Annotated in this window: 18 protein-coding genes; 12 read left to right on the top strand and 6 right to left on the bottom strand. The window is 54.9% G+C overall.

Features of this window, described 5'->3' with window-relative positions; all coding sequences use genetic code 11:
• Positions 1-62 precede the first annotated feature (62 nt).
• A complete protein-coding gene (gene maeB / locus ACZAHD_RS03915; protein WP_462455618.1) occupies positions 63-2,342 on the top strand; it encodes an NADP-dependent oxaloacetate-decarboxylating malate dehydrogenase in 2,280 nt (759 codons plus the stop codon).
• A 75-nt stretch (positions 2,343-2,417) separates the two neighbouring features.
• Here maeB and hemF read toward each other — a convergent pair whose 3' ends face one another.
• Both hemF and amiA read right to left on the bottom strand, forming a co-directional pair.
• Complete coding sequence (gene hemF / locus ACZAHD_RS03920; protein ID WP_462455619.1) at positions 2,418-3,317, bottom strand: oxygen-dependent coproporphyrinogen oxidase; 900 nt, start codon at positions 3,315-3,317, stop codon at positions 2,418-2,420.
• Positions 3,314-4,189: an N-acetylmuramoyl-L-alanine amidase AmiA gene (amiA, locus tag ACZAHD_RS03925; protein WP_462455620.1), complete on the bottom strand. Its 876-nt coding sequence runs from the start codon at positions 4,187-4,189 to the stop codon at positions 3,314-3,316. The genes hemF and amiA overlap by 4 nt, the downstream gene beginning before the upstream one ends.
• A gap of 210 nt (positions 4,190-4,399) precedes the next feature.
• Between amiA and ACZAHD_RS03930 the strand changes: the two genes are divergently transcribed.
• From ACZAHD_RS03930 to cysM, 9 genes are all read left to right on the top strand, one after another.
• Complete coding sequence (locus tag ACZAHD_RS03930) at positions 4,400-4,825, top strand: GNAT family acetyltransferase (RefSeq protein WP_462455621.1); 426 nt, start codon at positions 4,400-4,402, stop codon at positions 4,823-4,825.
• Positions 4,812-5,261: a DUF2919 domain-containing protein gene (locus ACZAHD_RS03935; RefSeq protein WP_462455622.1), complete on the top strand. Its 450-nt coding sequence runs from the start codon at positions 4,812-4,814 to the stop codon at positions 5,259-5,261. Before ACZAHD_RS03930 ends, ACZAHD_RS03935 begins: the two co-directional genes overlap by 14 nt.
• A gap of 61 nt (positions 5,262-5,322) precedes the next feature.
• The gene (locus ACZAHD_RS03940; protein WP_462455623.1) at positions 5,323-5,898 is read left to right on the top strand and encodes an RpoE-regulated lipoprotein; all 576 of its coding nucleotides are present in this window, start codon (positions 5,323-5,325) and stop codon (positions 5,896-5,898) included.
• A gap of 94 nt (positions 5,899-5,992) precedes the next feature.
• Positions 5,993-6,892, top strand: coding sequence for a Dyp-type peroxidase (locus ACZAHD_RS03945; protein ID WP_462455624.1), 900 nt, complete (start codon positions 5,993-5,995; stop codon positions 6,890-6,892).
• A 280-nt stretch (positions 6,893-7,172) separates the two neighbouring features.
• Positions 7,173-8,189, top strand: coding sequence for a sulfate ABC transporter substrate-binding protein (locus tag ACZAHD_RS03950; protein WP_462455625.1), 1,017 nt, complete (start codon positions 7,173-7,175; stop codon positions 8,187-8,189).
• A complete protein-coding gene (cysT, locus tag ACZAHD_RS03955) occupies positions 8,189-9,022 on the top strand; it encodes a sulfate/thiosulfate ABC transporter permease CysT (RefSeq protein ID WP_462455626.1) in 834 nt (277 codons plus the stop codon). Before ACZAHD_RS03950 ends, cysT begins: the two co-directional genes overlap by 1 nt.
• The gene (gene cysW / locus ACZAHD_RS03960; RefSeq protein ID WP_462455627.1) at positions 9,022-9,897 is read left to right on the top strand and encodes a sulfate/thiosulfate ABC transporter permease CysW; all 876 of its coding nucleotides are present in this window, start codon (positions 9,022-9,024) and stop codon (positions 9,895-9,897) included. Before cysT ends, cysW begins: the two co-directional genes overlap by 1 nt.
• Positions 9,887-10,981, top strand: a complete 1,095-nt coding sequence (cysA, locus tag ACZAHD_RS03965) for a sulfate/thiosulfate ABC transporter ATP-binding protein CysA (protein WP_462455628.1) — start codon at positions 9,887-9,889, stop codon at positions 10,979-10,981. Before cysW ends, cysA begins: the two co-directional genes overlap by 11 nt.
• A 119-nt stretch (positions 10,982-11,100) precedes the next feature.
• Positions 11,101-12,012: a cysteine synthase CysM gene (cysM, locus tag ACZAHD_RS03970; RefSeq protein ID WP_462455629.1), complete on the top strand. Its 912-nt coding sequence runs from the start codon at positions 11,101-11,103 to the stop codon at positions 12,010-12,012.
• Here the strand turns inward: cysM and ACZAHD_RS03975 are convergent.
• Both ACZAHD_RS03975 and ptsJ read right to left on the bottom strand, forming a co-directional pair.
• A complete protein-coding gene (locus ACZAHD_RS03975; RefSeq protein ID WP_462455630.1) occupies positions 12,009-12,410 on the bottom strand; it encodes a YybH family protein in 402 nt (133 codons plus the stop codon). The two genes, cysM and ACZAHD_RS03975, sit on opposite strands and share 4 nt — an antisense overlap.
• A 126-nt stretch (positions 12,411-12,536) precedes the next feature.
• Complete coding sequence (ptsJ, locus tag ACZAHD_RS03980) at positions 12,537-13,832, bottom strand: MocR-like B6 salvage transcription factor PtsJ (RefSeq protein WP_462455631.1); 1,296 nt, start codon at positions 13,830-13,832, stop codon at positions 12,537-12,539.
• A gap of 82 nt (positions 13,833-13,914) precedes the next feature.
• On the opposite strand from ptsJ, the gene pdxK reads away from it, so the two are divergent.
• Both pdxK and ACZAHD_RS03990 read left to right on the top strand, forming a co-directional pair.
• On the top strand, positions 13,915-14,781 hold the full coding sequence (gene pdxK, locus ACZAHD_RS03985) for a pyridoxine/pyridoxal/pyridoxamine kinase (protein ID WP_462455632.1): 867 nt from the start codon (positions 13,915-13,917) through the stop codon (positions 14,779-14,781).
• Entirely contained in the window at positions 14,778-15,017 is a 240-nt protein-coding gene (locus tag ACZAHD_RS03990; RefSeq protein WP_462455633.1) for a cytoplasmic protein, read from the top strand. The genes pdxK and ACZAHD_RS03990 overlap by 4 nt, the downstream gene beginning before the upstream one ends.
• A 40-nt stretch (positions 15,018-15,057) precedes the next feature.
• On the opposite strand, the gene crr is transcribed toward ACZAHD_RS03990, so the two are convergent.
• Together crr and ptsI are read right to left on the bottom strand one after the other, a co-directional pair.
• Positions 15,058-15,567: a PTS glucose transporter subunit IIA gene (crr, locus tag ACZAHD_RS03995; protein WP_003861316.1), complete on the bottom strand. Its 510-nt coding sequence runs from the start codon at positions 15,565-15,567 to the stop codon at positions 15,058-15,060.
• 42 nt (positions 15,568-15,609) lie between these two features.
• The coding region (gene ptsI, locus ACZAHD_RS04000; protein ID WP_462455634.1) for a phosphoenolpyruvate-protein phosphotransferase PtsI at positions 15,610-17,271 on the bottom strand (1,662 nt) is incomplete at its 5' end.

The following is a 17,271-nucleotide window of genomic DNA, read 5'->3' on the forward strand; positions in this document are numbered from 1 at the left end:
GTGGGCACCAGGATAATTATTACGCACACCCCTTACGACCGATACGTGAAAGGAACAATAAAATGGATGAGCAGTTGAAACAAAGCGCCCTCGATTTCCATGAGTTTCCCGTCCCCGGGAAAATTCAGGTTGTCCCTACCAAGCCTCTGGCCACTCAGCGCGATCTGGCGCTGGCCTACTCGCCAGGCGTGGCAGCACCTTGTCTGGAAATAGAGAAAGATCCGCTGGCCGCCTACAAATATACCGCCCGTGGCAACCTGGTGGCCGTTGTCTCCAACGGTACCGCGGTACTGGGGCTGGGGAATATCGGCGCGCTAGCCGGTAAGCCGGTGATGGAAGGCAAGGGCGTTTTGTTTAAAAAATTCGCCGGTATTGATGTGTTCGATATCGAAGTCGATGAGCTGGACCCGGATAAATTTATTGATGTTGTGGCGGCGCTGGAGCCCACCTTCGGCGGCATCAATCTTGAAGATATCAAAGCGCCAGAGTGTTTCTATATCGAGCAAAAGCTGCGCGAGCGCATGAATATTCCGGTATTCCATGACGATCAGCACGGTACGGCCATTATCAGCACCGCTGCAATTATTAACGGCCTGCGGGTGGTTGAAAAAAATCTCTCCGACATTCGAATGGTGGTATCCGGCGCGGGCGCGGCGGCGATTGCCTGCATGAATCTGCTGGTGGCGCTGGGTATGCAGAAACACAATATCGTGGTCTGCGACTCCAAAGGCGTTATCTACAAAGGCCGTGAGCCTCATATGGCAGAGACCAAAGCGGCCTACGCGGTAGAGGATGACGGCAAACGCACGCTGGACGATGTGATTGACGGGGCGGATATTTTCCTCGGCTGTTCAGGCCCGAAAGTGCTGACGCCAGAGATGGTGAAAAAAATGGCCCGCGCGCCGCTGATCCTCGCGCTGGCTAACCCGGAACCGGAGATTCTGCCACCGCTGGCGAAGCAGGTTCGCGAAGACGCGATCATCTGTACCGGGCGCTCAGACTACCCGAACCAGGTCAACAACGTGCTGTGCTTCCCGTTCATCTTCCGCGGTGCGCTGGACGTCGGCGCCACGGCGATTAACGAAGAGATGAAGCTGGCTGCGGTCCACGCGATAGCTGAACTGGCGCATGCTGAACAGAGCGAAGTGGTTGCCTCTGCCTACGGTGATCAGGATCTGAGCTTTGGCCCGGAATATATCATTCCGAAACCGTTCGATCCGCGCCTGATCGTCAAGATCGCCCCGGCGGTCGCCAAAGCGGCGATGGACTCCGGCGTAGCCACGCGTCCGATTGCCGACTTCGACATCTATATTGAGAAGCTCAGCGAGTTTGTCTACAAAACCAATCTGTTCATGAAGCCGATTTTCTCGCAGGCGCGCAAAGAGCCTAAGCGCGTAGTGCTGGCGGAAGGTGAAGAGACGCGCGTCCTGCACGCTACGCAGGAACTGGTGTCGCTGGGGCTGGCAAAACCGATTCTGATCGGCCGTCCGAGCGTCATTGAAATGCGTATCCAGAAGCTGGGGCTGCAGATCAAAGCCGGTGTGGATTTTGAGATCGTCAATAACGAATCCGATCCGCGCTTTAAAGAGTACTGGGGCGAATATTATCAGCTCATGAAACGTCGCGGCGTGACCCAAGAGCAGGCGCAACGGGCGGTGATTGCCAATACGACGATCATTGGCGCAATCATGGTGCACCGTGGTGAGGCGGACGCCATGATCTGCGGTACCATCGGCGACTATCATGAGCATTATGGGGTCATTCAACCGCTGTTCGGCTACCGTGACGGCGTCAGCACCGCGGGGGCCATGAATGCGCTGTTGCTGCCAAGCGGCAACACCTTTATCGCCGACACCTACGTCAATAACGATCCTACGCCGGAGCAACTGGCGGAAATCACGCTGATGGCGGCGGAAAGCGTCCGTCGTTTTGGTATTGAGCCGCGCGTGGCACTGCTGTCGCACTCCAACTTCGGTTCCTCTGATTGCCCGTCAGCCAGCAAAATGCGCGAAGCGCTGGCGCGAGTCAAAGCGCTGGCACCGGATCTGATGATTGATGGTGAAATGCACGGCGATGCTGCGCTGGTGGAAAGTATTCGCCATGAGCGGATGCCGGACAGCCCGCTCAAAGGCTCGGCCAACATTCTGGTGATGCCGAATATGGAAGCCGCGCGCATTAGCTATAACCTGCTGCGGGTCTCCAGTTCGGAAGGGGTGACCGTTGGGCCGGTGCTGATGGGCGTGGCGAAGCCGGTCCATATTCTGACACCGATCGCTTCTGTACGTCGCATCGTTAATATGGTCGCGCTGGCGGTAGTCGAGGCTCAGACTCAGCCGCTGTAAGGGTTTGTCGGGTGGCGCTGCGCTAACCCGACCTGCGGGATAACACTGGCCGGGCAGGTGAAGGCGCCACCCGGCTTAAATCCACTCGCGGACCTGGATAAATTTACTCAGGGCAGCCTCCGGGCTGTCTTCTTCCGGCCGGTAGTCATACTCCCAGCGCACCAGCGGCGGCATCGACATCAGAATCGACTCCGTGCGCCCGCCGGTCTGCAGGCCAAACAGCGTCCCGCGATCCCACACCAGATTGAATTCCACGTAGCGGCCACGACGATAGAGCTGAAAACTCCGCTCGCGCTCGCCATAGGGCATAGCTTTGCGCCGCTCAACTATCGGCAGATAGGCGTCCGTATAGCCGTTGCCCACCGCCTGCATAAAGGCGAAGGCGTGGTCAAAATCCGGGGTATTTAAATCGTCAAAAAACAGGCCGCCAATTCCGCGCTGCTCGTGACGATGCTTCAGGTAGAAATAGTCATCGCACCATTTTTTATAGCGCGGATAAACCTCTTCGCCGAAGGGCTGACACAGATCGTGAGCCGTGCGATGCCAGTGAACCGCATCTTCCTCAAAGCCGTAGAAGGGCGTCAGGTCAAACCCACCGCCGAACCACCACACCGGTTCAGCGCCCGGTTTTTCAGCAATGAAAAAACGCACATTGGCATGGCTGGTTGGCACATAAGGATTCCACGGATGCACCACCAGAGAGACCCCCATCGCCTCAAAACTACGACCGGCCAGTTCCGGGCGATGCGCCGTTGCTGAAGCTGGCATGGCGTCGCCGTGAACGTGGGAGAAGTTCACGCCCGCCTGCTCAAATACGTCGCCATCACGCAGAACCCGACTGCGACCGCCACCACCACCTTCGCGCTGCCAGCTATCTTCGACAAATTCACCGCCGTCAATGGCGCTCAGTTTCTGGCAAATGATCTCCTGGAGCTGGAGGAGGTAGCGTTTTACCTGTTGCGCATCGGGCTTCATTTACGTCTCTTTGAGTGGGCCTTCTGGTTATCAAACCAGTGGAAGTAGCTGATGATGCCGGAAGCGATCGCGCTGGCGATTTTTTGCCGGAACGCGGAGGTACCTAACAGTTTTTCTTCGCCCGGGTTGGTGATAAATGAGGTTTCAACCAATACGGACGGGATTGACGGCGACTTCAATACCACGAAGGCGGCCTGTTCAGTGTTGCGGCTATGCAGTTTATGCACCGGCTTAATATTTTTCAGGATATGCGAACCCAGCGTCAGGCTGTTTTTAATAGTATCGGTCTGCACCAGGTCAAACAGTACCTGCTGCAAAAGATGGTCCTTATCCGTGGTTTTTTTACCGGCGACCTCATCGGCGCGGTTTTCGCGATCGGAGAGGTATTTCGCCATGGCGCTACTTGCGCCGCGGTTAGAGAGGGCAAATACCGAAGCGCCGGCCGCGCTGGGATTGGTAAAGCCGTCAGCGTGAATCGACATAAAGAGATCGGCGCCGTGCTGGTGGGCAATTTCCACGCGGTCGTACAGCGGGATAAAGGTATCGCCGGAACGCGTCAGGCGCGCGTCAATACCGTTATTGCGCAGGATGCTGCGGACGTTTTTGGCAATCGCCAGTACGACGTGCTTCTCTTTGGATCCGTTATGACCAATAGCGCCGGTATCAATACCGCCATGTCCGGGATCGAGCATAACGATCCGTTTAGCGCCCGCCTTTTTCGCCGCAGGTTTACTGTGGCCATTGGACGTCGTCAGCGGTTGTTCTTTTGCGATGACCTGCGATGAAACCCCGGAAAGGGTCATGGCAGCCAGTCCTGCTTTCAGCACCTGACGGCGCGAAGCAAGTATTTTTAATGGTTTAAAAGTGCTCATTCGGCCTGAATTGCAAACAAGTGGTACCTGGTGTTATATCGTATCGCGTTTTCCGTTACGACCATTCAAAATAAGAATTGTTTTACTTTTCATTTCAATACATGACAGCGCGTATTATGTCATTTTTTCCACTTCATTTCGCCTGATATTGGCTATCCGCTGAAATCGCGCCATAATCGCTGTTTTTAAGCCTGAAAAATGGGGAATACCATGGAGATACGCGTTTTTCGCCAGCAAGATTTCGAAGAAGTGATTACGCTGTGGGAGCGTTGCGAGCTTCTGCGCCCGTGGAATGACCCGGAAATGGACATTGAGCGTAAGGTTAACCACGATGTCAGCCTGTTTCTGGTCGCGGAAGTGAATGGTGAGGTGGTGGGCACGGTGATGGGGGGCTATGACGGCCATCGCGGTTCCGCCTACTACCTGGGTGTGCATCCGGAATATCGCGGCCGCGGTATCGCCAATGCGCTGCTGAACCGGTTGGAAAAAAAGCTGATTGCTCGCGGCTGCCCGAAAATTAACATCATGGTGCGCGATGATAATCAGGTCGTGCAGGGAATGTATGAACGACTTGGTTACGAATATGCCGATGTTCTGAGTCTGGGTAAACGTTTGATTGAAGATGAAGAATACTGAGTTTATTCCCTCTGATTTTGATGCCCACGGCCGGCTCAGGCTGCCGTTTCTGTTCTGGTGCGTCCTGTTGCTGCAGGCGCGGACTTGGGTGCTGTTCATTATGGCGGGGGCCTCCCACCAGCAGGGCGATGTGTTACTGAACCTGTTCTATCCCGATCACGACAATTTCTGGCTAGGGTTATTGCCGGGCATTCCGGCGGTAGCGGCGTTTATCGTGAGCGGGCAGCGGCAGCGCTTTCCCCGTCTCTGGCCGCTAATGCGCTGGCTGCTGGTGCTTTCTCAGACGCTGCTGCTGCTCTGGCAACCGCTGTTATGGTTGAGCGGCGAGTCGCCTTCGATGCTGACTATCGGCCTGCTGGTCGCAGATCTCTATGCCTGCTGGTGGCTGTTAGCCAGCCGTCGGCTTAAAGCCTGTTTTCAGGAAGATCGGGTTTAACGGCACTTTTTACCGATCCTGTACTCCAACAGGCGTCAAATAAACAAGAAAGGACTGTGTCATGAAATCGCTACGTTTACTTCTCTGCGCTTTACCGCTGGCATTAACCGGCTGCTCTACTATGAGTACGGTTAACTGGTCGGCGGCCTATCCGTGGAACTGGTTTGGCTCCTCAATGGAAGTGACCGAGCAGGGCGTGGGTAAACTGACGGCCACAACACCACTCAATGAACAGGCCATCAGCGATGCGCTTGGCGGGAGCTATCGCCTGCGCAGCGGAATGAAAGCCGCCAACGGTAATATCGTACGCTACTTTGAGGCGCTGAAAGATGACAAAGTCGCGATGACCATTAACGGTGATGGCGGAACCATCAACCGTATTGAAGTGCGGGATAGCGAGATTAAAACGGACCGCGGCGTTCAGGTTGGCACGCCGTTTAGCGAGCTGTACAGCAAAGCCTTTGGTCATTGTCAGAAAGGCGTAAGTGATAATGGCGCCGTGGTGGAGTGCCAGGCGGACGGCAGCCAGCATATCAGCTACGCTTTTACCGGCCAATGGAATGGTCCGGAAGAGCTGATGCCTTCCGACGACACGTTGAAAAACTGGAAAATCAGCAAAATTATCTGGCGCGGCTAATTTGATCTGAAGAGACACGGCACCGGGAAAAAACGGGTACAATAGCGCGATAAAAGTGCCACAGTGTTGTGGTTGTATCATTTCAGGAGGAGCGATGTCTCAGGTTCAGAGCGGCATTTTGCCGGAACATTGCCGTGCGGCGATTTGGATTGAAGCCAATGTCAAAGGGGACGTCAACGCCCTGCGCGAAGCCAGCAAAGTCTTTATTGATAAATTAGCGACCTTTCAAACGCAATTTCCGGATGCACAACTGGGTGCCGTGGTGGCTTTTGGCCATAATGTCTGGCGCCAGTTGAGCGGCGGTGTCGGTGCCGAAGAGCTGAAAGATTTCCCGGTCTACGGCAAGGGTCTGGCGCCGTCCACCCAGTACGATGTACTGATTCATATCCTCTCTGCCCGTCATGAGGTGAACTTCTCCGTTGCTCAAGCGGCCATGGCGGCCTTTGGCGAGGCGATCGACGTGAAAGAAGAAGTTCACGGTTTCCGCTGGATTGAAGAGCGCGATCTGAGCGGTTTTGTCGACGGCACGGAAAACCCGGCCGGTCTTGAGACCCGTCGTGAGGTGGCGATCATCAAAGATGGCGTGGATGCTGGCGGCAGTTATGTGTTCGTTCAGCGCTGGGAGCATAATCTCCGGCAGTTGAATCGCATGAGCGTTCCGGACCAGGAGATGATGATTGGCCGGACCAAAGAAGCGAACGAAGAGATTGACGGCGACGATCGTCCGACCACGTCGCATTTGAGTCGCGTCGACTTAAAAGAGGATGGTAAAGGGCTGAAGATTGTACGCCAGAGCCTGCCTTACGGTACCGCCAGCGGCACCCACGGTCTCTATTTCTGTGCTTACTGCGCGCGTATCCATAACATTGAACAGCAGCTGTTGAGCATGTTTGGCGATACCGACGGCAAGCGCGATGCCATGTTGCGTTTTACCAGGCCCGTGACTGGCGGCTACTACTTCGCTCCGTCGCGGGATCGTCTCCAGGCGTTGTAATCCCTGGGTTGACTCTGTCCCTCTTCTGTTCGGGAGAGGGCAGATAACCTTCTCCCGGCTTGATGGCATCGTCTGACTTAACCCCTTATCCACCTTGACTTCTTGTCCTGTCTCATAGAGGGAAAATCACGCCGGAAGCCCGTCTCCGTAATGATTTGTAAACGGCTTATTCTCTTTTCGACTTCCAAATCGCCAAACGGTATATAAAACCGTTACTCCTTTCATACCCGTTATAAATATTATGGCTATAAGAAAGTCATCAAATTAATAAGGGTGCGCAATGGCGGTTAAATCACTGAACAAAGGATATCTGGCACTGGCTGCTTCCATGCTGCTGGTTGCGCAGGCGCAGGCGACTGAGTTGCTGAACAGCTCTTATGATGTCTCCCGCGAGCTGTTTGCCGCCCTTAATCCACCGTTTGAACAGCAGTGGGCGAAAGATAATGCCGGCGATAAGCTGACGATCAAACAATCTCATGCCGGCTCGTCTAAACAGGCGCTGGCCATATTGCAGGGCTTAAAAGCCGATGTGGTGACCTATAACCAGATAACGGATGTACAGATCCTGCATGACAAAGGTAATCTGATTCCCGCCGACTGGCAAAGCCGTCTGCCGAACAACAGCTCGCCGTTCTACTCCACCATGGCGTTCCTGGTCCGTAAGGGAAACCCGAAAAATATTCATGAGTGGAGCGATCTGGTGCGCCCGGACGTGAAGCTGATTTTCCCGAATCCGAAAACGTCTGGCAATGCACGCTATACCTATCTGGCGGCATGGGGAGCTGCAGATAAAGCCGACGGCGGCGATAAGGCGAAAACCGAACAGTTTATGACCCAGTTCCTGAAAAACGTCGAAGTGTTTGATACCGGTGGCCGCGGCGCGACCACAACCTTCGTTGAACGTGGACTCGGCGACGTCCTGATTACTTTTGAATCGGAAGTGAACAATATTCGCAAACAGTATGAGGACCAGGGCTTCGAAGTGGTCGTGCCGAAGGTCAATATTCTGGCGGAGTTCCCGGTTGCCTGGGTGGATAAAAACGTCAAGGCTAATGGGACCGAGAAGGCGGCGAAGGCTTACCTGAACTGGCTCTATAGCCCACAGGCACAGACGATCATCACCGACTATTACTATCGCGTAAACAACCCGAAGGTGATGGAAACGTTGAAGGATAAATTCCCGCAGACCGAACTGTTCCGCGTCGAAGACCAGTTTGGCTCCTGGCCGCAGGTAATGAAAACCCACTTTGTCAGTGGCGGTGAGCTGGACAAACTGTTGGCGGCGGGGCGTAAGTAATGTTTGCTGCTGCATCTAAGCGCGTGCTGCCGGGTTTTACCCTGAGTCTCGGTACCAGCCTGCTGTTTGTCTGCTTGATTTTACTGCTCCCCCTGAGTGCGCTGGTGATGCAGCTGTCGCAGATGACCTGGGGGCAGTACTGGGAAGTGGTGACTAACGCGCAGGTGGTGGCGGCCTACAAAGTCACCCTGCTGTCGGCGTTTGTCGCCTCAATTTTTAATGGTGTATTTGGCCTGCTGATGGCCTGGATTTTGACACGCTATCGCTTTCCGGGCCGCACGCTGATCGATGCACTGATGGACCTGCCGTTTGCTCTGCCGACGGCAGTTGCCGGCCTGACTCTGGCGTCACTGTTTTCGGTGAACGGCTTTTACGGCGAGTGGCTGGCGAAGTTTGATATCAAGGTCACCTATACCTGGCTCGGTATCGCGGTGGCCATGGCCTTTACCAGCATTCCCTTCGTGGTCCGTACCGTACAGCCGGTACTGGAAGAGCTGGGGCCGGAATATGAAGAAGCGGCGGAAACGTTGGGCGCCACGCGCCTACAGAGTTTCCGTAAAGTGGTGCTGCCTGAGCTCTCTCCGGCGCTGCTGGCCGGGGTTGCGCTGTCATTTACACGCAGCCTTGGCGAGTTTGGCGCGGTGATTTTCATCGCCGGCAACATTGCATGGAAAACCGAAGTCACCTCACTGATGATTTTCGTGCGCCTGCAGGAGTTTGATTACCCGGCAGCGAGCGCGATTGCGTCGGTGATTCTGGCGGCTTCGCTGCTGCTGCTGTTTTCCATCAACACCCTGCAAAGTCGCTTTGGTCGACGTGTGGTAGGTCACTAATGGCGGAAGTTACTCAATTGAAGCGTTACGATGCTCCCCGCATTAACTGGGGGAAATGGTTTCTGATTGGCACCGGAATATTGGTTTCCGCCTTCATTCTGATCGTGCCGATGGTTTATATCTTCGTTCAGGCTTTCAGCAAAGGGCTGATGCCGGTACTGCAAAACCTGGCTAACTCGGACATGCTGCACGCAATCTGGCTGACGGTGATGATTGCGCTGATTACCGTACCGGTTAACCTGGTTTTCGGTACGCTGTTGGCGTGGCTGGTGACGCGTTTTAACTTCCCTGGCCGCCAACTGCTGCTAACCCTGCTGGATATTCCTTTTGCCGTCTCGCCGGTGGTGGCGGGTCTGGTCTATTTGCTGTTTTACGGTTCGAACGGCCCGCTCGGTGGCTGGCTGGACGCGCATAACCTGCAAATCATGTTTGCCTGGCCGGGAATGGTGCTGGCCACCATTTTTGTCACCTGTCCATTTGTGGTGCGCGAGCTGGTTCCGGTGATGATAAGCCAGGGCAGTAATGAAGATGAAGCTGCGATTCTGCTCGGCGCGTCCGGCTGGCAGATGTTCCGCCGGGTGACTCTGCCGAATATTCGCTGGGCGCTGTTGTACGGCGTGGTGTTGACCAATGCTCGTGCTATCGGGGAGTTTGGCGCCGTGTCAGTGGTTTCGGGCTCGATTCGCGGTGAAACTTTGTCTCTGCCGCTGCAAATTGAATTGCTGGAGCAGGATTACAATACCGTCGGTTCCTTTACCGCCGCAGCTCTGCTGACGTTAATGGCTATTTTGACCTTGTTTTTAAAGAGTATGTTGCAATGGCGTCTGGCCAATCAGGAAAAACGCGCGCAACTGGAGGGGAATCATGAGCATTGAGATTGTCAATATTAAGAAATCTTTTGGACGCACTCAGGTGCTGAATGATATCTCTCTGGATATCCCTTCCGGACAGATGGTCGCGCTGTTGGGGCCATCTGGCTCCGGGAAAACCACGCTGCTACGTATTATTGCCGGTCTGGAGAATCAATCCAGCGGTCATATCCGTTTTCATGGCACCGATGTGAGCCGCGTTCACGCCCGTGATCGTAAAGTAGGCTTCGTCTTCCAGCACTATGCGCTGTTCCGTCATATGACGGTCTTTGAGAATATCGCCTTCGGCCTGACGGTGTTACCGCGTCGTGAACGTCCGAACGCCGCCGGAATTAAAGCGAAGGTGACCCGACTGCTGGAAATGGTGCAACTGGCCCATCTTGCCGATCGTTACCCGGCGCAGCTTTCCGGTGGGCAGAAGCAGCGCGTGGCGTTAGCGCGTGCGTTGGCCGTAGAACCGCAAATTCTGCTGCTCGATGAACCTTTTGGTGCGTTGGACGCTCAGGTACGCAAAGAGCTGCGTCGCTGGCTGCGTCAGTTGCATGAAGAGCTGAAGTTTACCAGCGTATTCGTGACCCATGACCAGGAAGAAGCAATGGAAGTGGCTGACCGCGTGGTGGTCATGAGCCAGGGCAATATCGAACAGGCCGATGCGCCGGAACAGGTCTGGCGTGAACCGTCCACCCGCTTCGTCCTGGAGTTTATGGGTGAGGTTAACCGCCTGAAAGGAATTGTTCGTGGCGGCCAGTTCCATGTCGGTGCCCATCGTTGGCCGTTGGGATATACCCCGGCTTATCAAGGGCCGGTGGATCTGTTCCTGCGCCCCTGGGAAGTGGATATCAGTCGCCGTACCAGCCTTGATTCACCGCTGCCGGTCCAGGTACTGGAAGCCAGTCCGAAAGGGCACTACACCCAATTAGTTGTTCAGCCATTAGGGTGGTATGACGAACCGCTGACCGTCGTGCTGCCGGGCGATGATGCACCGTATCGCGGTGAACGACTGTTTGTCGGCTTACAGAATTCGCGACTGTATAACGGCAACCAGCGGATAGAGCCGCGTGAGGATATTGCTCTGGCGGAGTCAGCCTGATAGTTTATTGAATATGTTTATCGCCCGGTGACGCTGCACTTACCGGGCCTACAGTTATCACTGCGTCTTGTAGGCCGGGTAAGCTAAGCTCCACCCGGCTTTTTTATTGAGTAAAAAACGTGAATACACTAGAACACACCATCGGTAATACCCCTCTGGTCAAGCTTCAGCGCATGGGAGCGGACAACGGCAGTGAAATCTGGGTCAAACTGGAAGGCAACAACCCGGCGGGTTCAGTAAAAGACCGCGCCGCGCTTTCAATGATCGTTGAAGCCGAAAAACGCGGTGAAATAAAGCCCGGCGACATCCTGATAGAAGCCACCAGCGGGAATACCGGTATTGCGCTGGCGATGATTGCCGCGCTGAAAGGCTATCGGATGAAGCTCCTGATGCCGGACAACATGAGCCAGGAACGCCGCGCCGCGATGTTGGCCTATGGCGCTGAGCTGATTCTGGTCACCAAAGAGCAGGGGATGGAAGGTGCGCGCGATCTGGCCCTTGAAATGGCGCAGCGTGGCGAAGGGAAACTGCTGGATCAGTTCAATAATCCGGACAACCCTTATGCGCATTACACCACCACCGGGCCGGAAATCTGGCAGCAGACCGCCGGGCGAATCAGCCATTTTGTCTCCAGTATGGGCACCACCGGCACCATTACCGGCGTATCCCGTTTTCTGCGTGAACAGGATAAGCCGGTGTGTATCGTGGGACTGCAGCCGGAGGAGGGCAGCAGCATTCCGGGGATTCGGCGCTGGCCGGCAGAGTATATGCCGGGAATTTTTAATGCTTCGCTGGTTGATACGGTGCTGGATATTCATCAGAAGGACGCGGAAAACACCATGCGTATGCTGGCGGTTCGGGAAGGGATTTTTTGCGGTGTCAGCTCCGGTGGGGCGGTGGCCGGCGCGTTACGTATCGCGCGTGAAAACCCCTGTGCGGTAGTGGTGGCGATCGTCTGCGATCGCGGCGATCGCTATCTGTCTACCGGGGTTTTTGGCGAAGAGCACTTCAGCCAGGGGGCGGGGATTTAACTGACAGACGAGTCCAGCAGGTCGGTACCGTAGGAGTTATCTACGGTACACAGCCAGCGGTGCTCCTGGCGACGAAAAACATAGGTGGCGCGGCGCGTGACTTGGGTGGTTCCACACTCTGCCGTCGGGATATCCAGTCGGGTTTCCATAATCACCAGCGCAGTGTCGCCGCCTTCCAGTATCTCCATTCTGCCTTGCGTCACCACCAGCCGATGCTGAAAGTAGTCGGCAATGGCGAGAAAGGCTTTGCGGATGTTCTCCTTGCCTTTCACGACCCGCTCCGGTGTTACCACCAGCAGGGCATCCTCTGCGTAGTAGTCCATTAACGTCTCGTAGTCTTCCTGCGATATTGCGCGGTCGCATGCCTCAATGACTGCTTTTAGCTGTGGGTTTACCATGAATTCCTCCGGGGGCGATAATAAAGCACCAGATTAGCGAAAAATGCCCATGGCTTCAGCTTGATCTCGCACTAATCCCGGCTGCGCGTTTCCTGCACGGAACGGATAAAGTGCCGGCCTCTGGCGTCAGGGTTGTAGAACGAGGTGTAAATCGTCAGCCAGGCGCTCAATCTCCTCATCGCTTAACGTCCCCGGCGATAGCCGAAGACCGTGTGATGGCGTGCGAATACCGAACGTTTCGCCTTCGCGGACTAACCAGCCGGCGCGCGCTAAGCGCAGAGCTATTGGCTGGCTCGGTTTCGTTAGCGGCAGCCAGAAATTCAGTCCATCTCCCGGCGAGGAGGTGGGAAAACCGCGATGGGCCAGGGCTGCGGCCAGTTTTTCATTCTGCCGACGATAATGGCGCCGACTCTGCGCCAGCGAGGCAGTAAAGGCACTATCATTCAGGCAGGCAAAGGCAAAACCCTGCAGCAGATGGCTAACCCACTGGCTTCCGGCGTTGAGCCGCAGCCGTAGCGCAGTCGAAGTGGTGTTATCGCTGGCGACAAACGCCAGACGCAGGTCCGGTCCAAGCGTTTTTGACAGGGAGCGTACCAGCGCCCAGCGCTGGGTGGTGGCGGGCAGAGGGGAGTGCCAGGGCGTTGCCGCTAACAATGCGAAGTGATCATCAATAATCACCAGCACCTGCGGGTAGCGAGCCAGGATCTGGCGAATAGCCGCTGCTCTCGCTTCACTGAGGCTGCAGCCGGTTGGGTTGTGCGCGCGCGGGGTCAAAATAACGGCTCGCGCGCCGCTGCGTAAGGTCTGTTCGAGCCCGTCCGGCAATATCCCTTCTCCGTCGACTGCCACCGGGCAAGCATTAAATCCGGCGTAGCGCAGCATATTGATACTGCTGAGGAAGCAGGGGTCTTCAACCACAACGCTATCGCCGGGCAGAAGCAGGGCGCAAAGCAACCGCTCCAGCGCGTCGATGGCACCGCTGGTCAGGTTAATCTCAGCATGGATTCCCAGATCCTGGTGCATCCAGCGCTGCGCCCAGGCCGCCAGATTCGGTTCTATGGCAGCATCGCCGTACAGGTGCTGGGTCAGAGAGAGCTGATTCAGATAGTGAGCGAGATCCGGCAGGCGGCGGGGATCCGGGTTGCCACCGGAAATGTCCCTGAGGGGGGAAGAGGGGTCTCCGCCTTCCTGCGGCAGGGGGGCATTCGCGGATTTAATGGCGGTACCGTTGCGCCCCTGGCTGATGGCCAGCCCGGAGGTAACCAGTCGTTTATAGACCGCTGCGACGGTGTTGCGGTTAACCGTCAGTTCAGTAGCCAGCTCACGAACCGGAGGCAGTGTTTCTCCGGGTTTTAATACTCCGCTTTGGATCAGATGGCGGATGTTATCAAAAATTTCACTGGCGGTTTTTCCAACGATCATTATTGACCTATGACAAAATGAATTTTAGCATAGGACGAATGATAATCAGAGTATGACCCGCTGTCCAGCGGGGGGAGAAGGGATGGGCCAACAAGACGAAATACAATCAGTGCTCTTCAACGACAAGAGCCGGGCGCTGCAGGTCGATATCGTCGCCGTGCAGTCGCAGGTCGTGTACGGCAGCGTCGGTAACAGTATCGCAGTGCCGGCTATTAAACAGCATGGACTGCGGGTGATGGCTGTACCAACCGTGTTATTCAGTAATACGCCACACTACGATACGTTCTATGGCGGAGTGATTCCTGAAGCATGGTTTGTGGGCTACTTGCAGGCGCTGGAAGAGCGTGACGCGCTGCGTGAATTACGGGCGGTGACCACGGGGTATATGGGCAGCGCGGTACAGATAGAACGACTGGCGCAGTGGTTACGCGGGATCCGCGTATCTCACCCGCAGCTCTGTATTCTTGTTGATCCAGTCATTGGCGATGTCGACAGCGGGATCTACGTGAAGGCGGAAATTCCGGATGCCTATCGTACTCATCTGCTGCCGCTGGCCCAGGGAATAACACCTAACTTGTTTGAGCTGGAAACGCTGAGCGGGATGCCTTGCCGCCATCAGCAAGAGGCCATCGCTGCCGCGCGCAGTCTGTTATCCGACTCGCTGAAGTGGGTAGTGATTACCAGCGCTCCGGGAATGGACAGTGCGACGATTAACGTTCTGGTGGTGACGGCTGATTCGGTTGAGGTGGTGGTTCATCCACGGGTTGAAACGGACCTGAAAGGTACCGGTGACCTGTTTTGCGCCGAGCTGATCAGCGGCCTGCTGTCGGGACTGGCGCTGGGAGCTGCGACACAGGCTGCGGCGCAGCGCGTGCTGGCAGTAATGACCTGGACCGATCGGCAGGGGTGCGATGAGCTGATCCTGCCGCCGCTGGAGGTGACAGTATGAAGAGCTATCGTTTAGTCGTGCGTCAGCAGGGGCGCATTGTCGGTTATTTTGATACCACCGGTAATGAGGCCCTGGAAGATATCTGCGTAGCCCGGTCGCTGTTTGGCGTCATGGGAGGATACCAGTGCGAGCTGCTGTTTTCAGATAGTGAACGGCGGATTCTGGAAAGTGGACCGGAGGGGATGAAGGTACTCTCCCGGGAGAAATGCTTTCAGCCGGTAAAATCCATCCTATAAAAAATGGCGCCATAAGGCGCCATTTTTTCTGCGGCAAGAATTACTTCTTGATGCGGATAACCGGGGTTTCACCCACGGTAACGCTACCGGACAGTTTGATCAGCTCTTTGATCTCGTCCATATTGGAGATAACAACCGGAGTCAGGGTCGACTTGGCTTTCTCTTCCAGTAGTGGCAGATCGAATTCGATGACCGGATCACCCACTTTCACACGCTGACCTTCTTCGGCAATGCGTTTGAAGCCTTCGCCTTTCAGTTCAACGGTATCAATACCGAAGTGAACAAACAGCTCAATGCCGCTATCAGATTCAATAGAGAATGCATGGTTGGTTTCAAAGATTTTACCGATGGTACCGTCTACCGGCGCAACCATTTTGTTGCCGGTAGGTTTGATGGCAATGCCATCACCCACAATTTTTTCCGCAAAAACCACATCCGGCACGTCTTCGATGTTGACGATCTCGCCAGAGAGCGGAGCAACAATCTCAATAGTTCCGGAGTCTTTTTTGTCATCAGAAACCAGAGATTTCAATTTATCGAACAAACCCATGATCTTCTCCTAAGCAGTAATTTGGGCCGCGCATCTCGTGGATTAGCAGATTGTTTTTTCTTCAATGAACTTGTTAACCAGCGTCATTAACTCGTCCGTTGTCGGTTGAGCAAGAGCCTGCTCTGCTAATACTTTCGCATCTTCGAAGTTCGTGTTACGAATAATCTTCTTGATACGCGGGATGGAAATGGCGCTCATAGAGAATTCGTCCAGCCCCATACCCAGCAACAGAAGTGTAGCACGTTCATCGCCCGCAAGCTCACCACACATGCCAGTCCATTTACCTTCGGCATGAGAAGCATCAATAACTTGCTTAATCAGCGTCAGAACAGAGGGTGCCATTGGTTGGTAAAGATGTGAAATCATATCATTACCACGGTCAACTGCCAGAGTATATTGCGTTAAATCATTGGTTCCGATACTAAAGAAATCCACTTCTTTAGCTAAATGACGGGCAATCGTTGCCGCAGCTGGTGTTTCAACCATCACACCGACTTCGATTTTTTCGTCGAATGCTTTACCTTCGTCACGCAGTTCCTGCTTATAGATCTCAATCTCTTTCTTCAGCGCACGAACTTCTTCAACAGAGATGATCATCGGGAACATGATGCGAAGCTTACCGAACGCAGAGGCGCGCAGGATGGCGCGTACCTGGTCACGCAGGATCTCTTTACGATCCATAGCGATACGTACGGCACGCCAGCCCAGGAACGGGTTCTCTTCTTTCGGGAAGTTCATGTACGGCAGCTCTTTATCACCGCCAATGTCCATGGTACGAACGATAACGGCCTGAGAACCGCACGCTTCGGCAACCGCTTTATAGGCGGCAAACTGCTCTTCTTCAGTTGGCAGCGCATCGCGGTCCATGAACAGGAATTCTGTACGGTACAGACCTACGCCTTCTGCGCCGTTGCGCTCAGCGCCATCAACGTCACGTACGGTACCGATGTTGGCACAGACTTCAACCTGATGTCCGTCCAGCGTAATCGCCGGCAGATCTTTCAGCTTAGCCAGTTCTGCTTTCTCTTCAGCGACCTGGACCTGCAGTTTACGCAGCTCTTCGATTTGTTCGTTGGTCGGGTTAACCAGCACCTGGTTGTTAACCGCATCAAGGACCAGATAATCGCCGTTTTTCACCTGGGTGGTGACGCTACCGGTGCCCACGATGGCAGGCAGTTCAAGGGAACGCGCCATGATAGAGGTGTGGGAGGTACGGCCGCCAGCGTCGGTGATGAAGCCCAGCACTTTGTTCAGGTTCAGCTGTGCGGTTTCTGACGGAGTCAGATCGGCGGCAACCAGAATAACTTCTTCCTGAATCGCACTCAGATCGATGATAGCCAGACCGAGGATGTTGCGCAGCAGGCGCTTACCAATGTCACGTACGTCAGCCGCACGTTCTTTCAGGTATTCATCATCCAGCTCTTCCAGGGCAGTGGCCTGACCTTCGATAATCTCATTTGCAGCCGCATCGGCAGTCATCTGCTTATCTTTAATCAGGGCTATGATTTCCTGCTCAAGCTCCTCATCTTCCAGCAGCATGATGTGCCCTTCGAAGATGGCTTCTTTTTCTTCACCGAAAGTTTCACCAGCTTTGGTTTTGATGACCTCCAGCTGGGCGGAGGCCTTGGCGCGGCCGCTCAGGAAACGTTCGACTTCCTGATCAACCTTATCGGCAGAAATTTTCTTCCGGTCGATGACAATTTC

This window comes from Raoultella sp. (genome assembly GCF_039594335.1).
Lineage (GTDB): Bacteria > Pseudomonadota > Gammaproteobacteria > Enterobacterales > Enterobacteriaceae > Klebsiella.

Excerpts from the sequence above, each read along its gene's own strand:
- maeB (WP_462455618.1), top strand. The coding sequence starts at position 63 with ATGGATGAGCAGTTGAAACAAAGCGCCCTCGATTTCCATGAGTTTCCC.
- hemF (WP_462455619.1), bottom strand. The coding sequence starts at position 3,317 with ATGAAGCCCGATGCGCAACAGGTAAAACGCTACCTCCTCCAGCTCCAG.
- amiA (WP_462455620.1), bottom strand. The coding sequence starts at position 4,189 with ATGAGCACTTTTAAACCATTAAAAATACTTGCTTCGCGCCGTCAGGTG.
- ACZAHD_RS03930 (WP_462455621.1), top strand. The coding sequence starts at position 4,400 with ATGGAGATACGCGTTTTTCGCCAGCAAGATTTCGAAGAAGTGATTACG.
- ACZAHD_RS03935 (WP_462455622.1), top strand. The coding sequence starts at position 4,812 with ATGAAGAATACTGAGTTTATTCCCTCTGATTTTGATGCCCACGGCCGG.
- ACZAHD_RS03940 (WP_462455623.1), top strand. The coding sequence starts at position 5,323 with ATGAAATCGCTACGTTTACTTCTCTGCGCTTTACCGCTGGCATTAACC.
- ACZAHD_RS03945 (WP_462455624.1), top strand. The coding sequence starts at position 5,993 with ATGTCTCAGGTTCAGAGCGGCATTTTGCCGGAACATTGCCGTGCGGCG.
- ACZAHD_RS03950 (WP_462455625.1), top strand. The coding sequence starts at position 7,173 with ATGGCGGTTAAATCACTGAACAAAGGATATCTGGCACTGGCTGCTTCC.
- cysT (WP_462455626.1), top strand. The coding sequence starts at position 8,189 with ATGTTTGCTGCTGCATCTAAGCGCGTGCTGCCGGGTTTTACCCTGAGT.
- cysW (WP_462455627.1), top strand. The coding sequence starts at position 9,022 with ATGGCGGAAGTTACTCAATTGAAGCGTTACGATGCTCCCCGCATTAAC.
- cysA (WP_462455628.1), top strand. The coding sequence starts at position 9,887 with ATGAGCATTGAGATTGTCAATATTAAGAAATCTTTTGGACGCACTCAG.
- ACZAHD_RS03975 (WP_462455630.1), bottom strand. The coding sequence starts at position 12,410 with ATGGTAAACCCACAGCTAAAAGCAGTCATTGAGGCATGCGACCGCGCA.
- ptsJ (WP_462455631.1), bottom strand. The coding sequence starts at position 13,832 with ATGATCGTTGGAAAAACCGCCAGTGAAATTTTTGATAACATCCGCCAT.
- pdxK (WP_462455632.1), top strand. The coding sequence starts at position 13,915 with ATGGGCCAACAAGACGAAATACAATCAGTGCTCTTCAACGACAAGAGC.
- ACZAHD_RS03990 (WP_462455633.1), top strand. The coding sequence starts at position 14,778 with ATGAAGAGCTATCGTTTAGTCGTGCGTCAGCAGGGGCGCATTGTCGGT.
- crr (WP_003861316.1), bottom strand. The coding sequence starts at position 15,567 with ATGGGTTTGTTCGATAAATTGAAATCTCTGGTTTCTGATGACAAAAAA.